The sequence below is a fragment of the Sodalis sp. (in: enterobacteria) genome, from assembly GCF_047607725.1.
Taxonomy (GTDB): Bacteria; Pseudomonadota; Gammaproteobacteria; order Enterobacterales; family Enterobacteriaceae; genus JBLKSS01.
Genome location: NZ_JBLKSS010000218.1, coordinates 1 through 5,438 on the forward strand (window position 1 = coordinate 1; position 5,438 = coordinate 5,438).

2 protein-coding genes and 2 pseudogenes are annotated in these 5,438 nt (G+C 56.7%); 1 reads left to right on the plus strand and 3 read right to left on the minus strand.

Features of this window, described 5'->3' with window-relative positions; genetic code table 11:
• Nucleotides 1-195: 195 nt before the first annotated feature.
• A pseudogene (locus ACMX3H_RS16730) lies at nt 196-366 on the minus strand (VOC family protein); the annotation flags it as partial.
• A gap of 688 nt (nt 367-1,054) precedes the next feature.
• Here ACMX3H_RS16730 and argS point away from each other — a divergent pair.
• Complete coding sequence (gene argS / locus ACMX3H_RS16735) at nt 1,055-2,785, plus strand: arginine--tRNA ligase (protein ID WP_415211625.1); 1,731 nt, start codon at nt 1,055-1,057, stop codon at nt 2,783-2,785.
• A gap of 101 nt (nt 2,786-2,886) precedes the next feature.
• Here argS and murJ read toward each other — a convergent pair whose 3' ends face one another.
• Complete coding sequence (murJ, locus tag ACMX3H_RS16740) at nt 2,887-4,428, minus strand: murein biosynthesis integral membrane protein MurJ (RefSeq protein WP_415211626.1); 1,542 nt, start codon at nt 4,426-4,428, stop codon at nt 2,887-2,889.
• Between the two features lie 205 nt (nt 4,429-4,633).
• A pseudogene (locus ACMX3H_RS16745) lies at nt 4,634-5,306 on the minus strand (Gfo/Idh/MocA family protein); the annotation flags it as partial.
• Nucleotides 5,307-5,438 lie beyond the last annotated feature (132 nt).

Sequence of the window (5,438 nt, forward strand, 5' to 3'; positions counted from 1 at the left end):
CATCGCCGGATTATCCATGATCTGACAGCCGTCCCTTATAGGATGCGGGTTCACTAGGCATCGTAGTGGAACATATTCTTACCGGGCCATACAACAAACCCACCAATAATTCAAGACGTCCTCCACGGGGCGCTTACCAATGTTACGGCCGTTAATTGTCGTTTCATTCAAAACACGGCCGCATTGGGAGAAACCCTGATACCAGCGTTGCGCCGTAACGTCTTGATGACAGCGCACGGCAATATGATCGATAAGAAAAGCTTCTGGCAAAATACCTAATCTATTCATTAAAGCGTATAGCTCTGCGTCAAAACGCACTAAATCGATTTTTAAATCCAATAATTGTGGAACGTCGGTCCAATTCATTTTTCTTTATCCTTATTTATCTTCTTTGCCCCTGCATCGCGCCGCGCCGTTCGCCGCTTCGCCCTTCTCGGAGGGCAGCGCGCGACCGCACGATAGAGTATTAAGATTAATCTGTTAATTTGCAAGAGGGCATTAAATGGCAAATATTTATCATACTTAATAGAAAGAGTAATGTTCGCCCTATTTCCTGACATTACATTTACAAACATCAGCTTTATCTCATATTTCAAAGCGATTACAGGAGTAAAAAGTAGGGATATTCTTAAAGCGCGCCGGGCGGATTGTGCGTCCAGGATATTTCAGCTATTTTAGACACCTAAATAATCGAAGGTATATAAAATGCTATTATTAACTTTATGCCTGTTGCTGGTTATTGTCGCTGTCTATTCCATAATCCAGCATTTACGCAGCAAAAATCGCAATCAGCTCGGCATTTCTCGCAAAGAACGCCGCCGCTATCGTTAACGCCCCCTCATCCCGCTTCGCGGCGGGCAGCCTTTCTACTTTACTTCCCTCACCCGTTAAATCCATCTTACCCGCTCTACTGACTCCCGCCGCCGATTATGGTATAAGCATGGTTTATTTTTCGGATCTGACCACCGTGGCCGCCCGGTTATGGTGGCGTATCAGGTTGCCAGGGAATGTCAGCGCTCTGCCTCCCTCCCGCCCATGCAATAAAGGTATTCCGGTGAACATCCACACACTTCTCTCTGAAAAAATCCAGCAGGCGCTGGTGGCTGCAGGCGCGAGCGCTGACTGCGAAGCGCAGGTGCGGCAGTCGGCGAAGGCCCAGTTCGCTGATTATCAGGCCAATGGCGTTATGGCGATCGCCAAGCGCCTCGGTCTGCCGCCCCGCACGCTGGCGGAAAAGGTCGTCGGCTTGCTTGATTTGAGCGGCATCGCCCGCAAAGTCGACATCGCCGGTCCCGGTTTTATCAATATCTTTCTCGACCCGCGCTGGCTGGAGAACCACCTTGCCGAGGCCCTTTCTTCGTCGCGTCTAGGGGTTGCAAGCGTCGCGCCGCAAACCATTGTGGTGGATTATTCCGCCCCCAATGTTGCCAAAGAAATGCATGTCGGCCATGTGCGCTCGACCATCATCGGCGATGCCTCGGTGCGCACGCTGACGTTTTTGGGCCATAACGTGATAAGGGCCAACCACGTCGGGGATTGGGGAACACAGTTCGGCATGCTGATCGCCTATCTGGAGAAAGTGCAGGACGGCGGTGAAGCGGAAATGCAGCTCTCCAGTCTGGAAAGCTTTTATCGCGCCGCCAAACAGCACTATGATGAGGATCCCGCTTTCGCCGAGCGCGCGCGTGGTTATGTGGTGAAGCTCCAGTGCGGCGATGAATATTGCCGCCGGATGTGGCGCAAACTGGTGGATGTCACCATGGCGCAGAATCAGAAAACCTATGACCGGCTCAACGTGACGCTTAAACGCGAAGACGTCATGGGCGAGAGCCTGTACAACGCCATGTTGCCCGGGATCGTGGCGGATTTGAAGGCGAAGGGGCTGGCGGTGGAGAGCGAAGGGGCCATCGTGGTGTTCCTCGAGGAATTTAAAAATAAAGAAGGCGAGCCCATGGGGGTGATCATCCAGAAAAAGGATGGCGCTTACCTCTATGCCACCACCGATATCGCCTGCGCCAAATACCGCTACGAAACGCTAAAAGCCGATCGCATCATCTACTATATCGATTCACGCCAGCATCAGCATTTGATGCAGGCCTGGACCATCGTGCGCAAGGCCGGCTACGTGCCTGAATCGTTACCGCTTGAACATCACATGTTCGGCATGATGTTGGGCAAGGACGGCAAGCCGTTTAAAACCCGGGCAGGCGGGACAATAAAACTCATTGACCTGCTGGACGAAGCGCTGGAACGCGCGCGCCGCCTGATTGCCGCTAAAAATCCCGCCATGGACGACGCGGAGCTGGAAAGGCTGGCACAGGTGGTGGGTATCGGGGCGGTGAAGTATGCGGATTTGTCGAAAAGCCGTACCACCGATTACATTTTCGACTGGGACAATATGCTGAGTTTCGAGGGCAATACCGCACCCTACATGCAATACGCTTATACCCGAGTCGTCTCGATATTCAAGCGCAGCGGCCAGGATGAGCAGCAGCTTACCGGTGATATTCGGCTGGCGGCGGAGCAGGAAACCCAGCTGGCGGTTCGTCTGCTGCAGTTGGAGGAAGCCATTGTGACGGTGGCGCGCGACGGCACGCCCCACGTGTTATGCGCCTATCTTTATGATCTGGCCGTGCTGTTTTCCGCCTTCTACGAACACTATCCAATCCTGAATGCCGAGAACGAAGCGTTGCGCCAAAGCCGTCTGCAACTGGCGCTGCTCACCGCACGCACGTTGAAGCAAGGACTAGATCTGTTGGGTATCGAAACGGTCGAGCGGATGTAGCCGGGGCTTAACGCCTGAATTGCGCACCCCTTGACCGCCGCGATCGTTGAGAAGCCGGCCCGCCTGTCGCGGACCGGTTTTTTTTCATCGCGGGAAAGGGTTTAGTGAACCTGCACCGAGCGCACGAAGTGACGCGGACGGAATCCCACCAACCACAGCGTGGCGAAATAGACAACTATTCCTGCCGCCACCACGCCCATCATGCGCAACAGCCGCCAGGGCATGGCGCCCTGCGCCCAGTCCGGCATCACCGACAGCAGCCCAACCAGCGCCGCCGCCATGATAATGACCGCCAGCATCAGACGGCAGAAAAAGCCGAGCCAGCCCGGCTGAGGCTGAAACAATTTTTGTCGGCGCAGCTGCCAGTACAATAGCCCGGCGTTGAGACAGGCGGCCAGGCCAATGGACAGCGACAGACCGGCGTGTTTCAGCGGACCGATAAAGGTCAAGTTCATCAGTTGGGTCACGACCAGCGTAATCATCGCCACGTGCCCCGGCGTTTTTATGTCCTGACGGGAGTAAAACCCCGGGGCCAGCACTTTGACCAGAATCAGGCCGACCAGGCCCACCGAGTAGGCTATCAGCGCACGCTGGGTCATCAAGGTGTCAAAGGAGGAAAACTTGCCGTACTGGAACAGCGCCACCGTCAGCGGGTGCGCCAGAATGCCGAGCGCCACCGCGCTGGGCAGCGCCAGCATGAAGCATAAGCGTAATCCCCAATCCAGCAGGCGGGAGTATTCATCGTGATTGCCGCGGGTAAAGCTGCGCGACAGCGAGGGCAGCAGAATGGTCCCCAACGCCACGCCCAGCACCCCGGAAGGGAACTCCATCAGGCGGTCGGCGTAATACATCCAGGAGACGGAACCGGACACCAGAAAGGAGGCAAATATGGTATTGATAATCAGTGAGATCTGGCTGACGGACACGCCGAGGATGGCCGGCCCCATTTGCCGCAGCACGCGCCATACGCCCGCGTCGCGAAATTGCACTCTGGGCAGCACCAGCATGCCGATTTTTTTCAAGTGCGGCAGTTGATAGCCTAATTGGAGAATGCCGCCGGCCACCACGGCCCAGGCTAGCGCCATCACCGGCGGATGAAACAGCGGCGCCGCCAGCAGCGCGAAACCGATCATGCTGACATTCAGCAACGTCGGCGCGAACGCCGGCACCGAGAACCGGTTCCAGGTATTAAGTACCGCGCCCACCAGCGAAGTGAGGGAAATTAACAAAATATAGGGAAAGGTGATACGTAACAGCGCGGTCGTCAGGGCGAATTTCTCCGGCGTATCGGTAAACCCCGGCGCGGTGATCATAATGACCCAGGGCGCGGCCAGCATACCGGCGACGGTGACCAGCGCCAGCACCAGCGTAAGCAAGCCGGCGATATAGGCGACAAACACGCGCGTTGCCGCCTCGCCCTGCTGGCTCTTATATTCCGCCAAAATGGGCACAAACGCCTGGGAGAAAGCCCCTTCGGCGAAGATGCGACGCAGCAGATTGGGAATTTTGAAGGCGACGAAAAAGGCGTCGCTCGCCATACCCGCGCCGAACACCCGAGCCACGATAGCATCGCGAATAACCCCCAATACGCGGGAAAAAAGTGTCATGGAGCTGACCGCTGCCAGCGATTTCAATAAATTCATGGTGGTGTTTTTCTGTTCCGCCCGGACGCCGTCAACCTGAGGTTGGCGCGCCGCCCTGCAAATCCTGAGCCGTTAAGGTGCACCTAGTCTACCCTGCCCGGAGAAAATCGCTACTGCCCGTTAGCGGCGTCGCGGTAACGGCCGGTTGCGCCGCCCGTCGGGGAAAAGCCCTGCCACACGCTGATAGCGTCGTGGCGTCAGGACATCAAGCCTCACGCTCCGCCAGCAGTCGCTCAATCCAGCGCTGCACGCTGATGCTCTCCTCGCCATCGAGACACGTCGGGGTCTGGTTCGCCGCACAGTCGATAAAGTGCTCTACCGCGCCGGTAAACCCGCGCTGAGTTAAAATCGTCTGCCAGGCGGGGACCGGCAATTCCCCTAGTGTTCCCGCGCGTTCCCACTGAAAATGGCGCATCTCCTCTACCCGATAGAGCGCGCCGCGGGTTACGGCGGTGACGGTTTCCCGCTGGCTGCCCGCCTGGCGGTGGTGACCAGCCCCTCGCCGCAGCGAAACGCATGCTCGGCGTACAACAGCTGGCCCGCCCCATTGGCCCGCATCAGACCGCCGGACAATGCCGGCGTCCCGCCCGCCAACCATAAGGCGGTGTCCACGACGTGCAGATATCATCTAAAAGCGTAAAACGCACGTCCTGCGGCCCGACGCTGTCGCTACGATGCTTATCCATGCGCAGCGAAGCAACGTGCTGCATGTCCTGTTTGAGACGCTGGTACAGCGGCGCGAAGCGGCGGTTGAAACCGACCATCAGTATCCGCTGCTGCCGGGCGGCCAGCGTCAGCAGCGCTTCCGCCTGCTCAAGGGTTGCCGCCAGCGGCTTATCCACATACACATGCCGACCGCGCTTGAGCAAATTGCAGATTCCGACGTATCCGATCATCTGTTCCGGCGACATCCGATCAGTTATTCCGATATTTTCCGATCACCCATTCCAGTGATATTCGATCACGTGTTCGCTCATCTTCTGACTCAGTTTTAGTCTATTTTTCCTGTG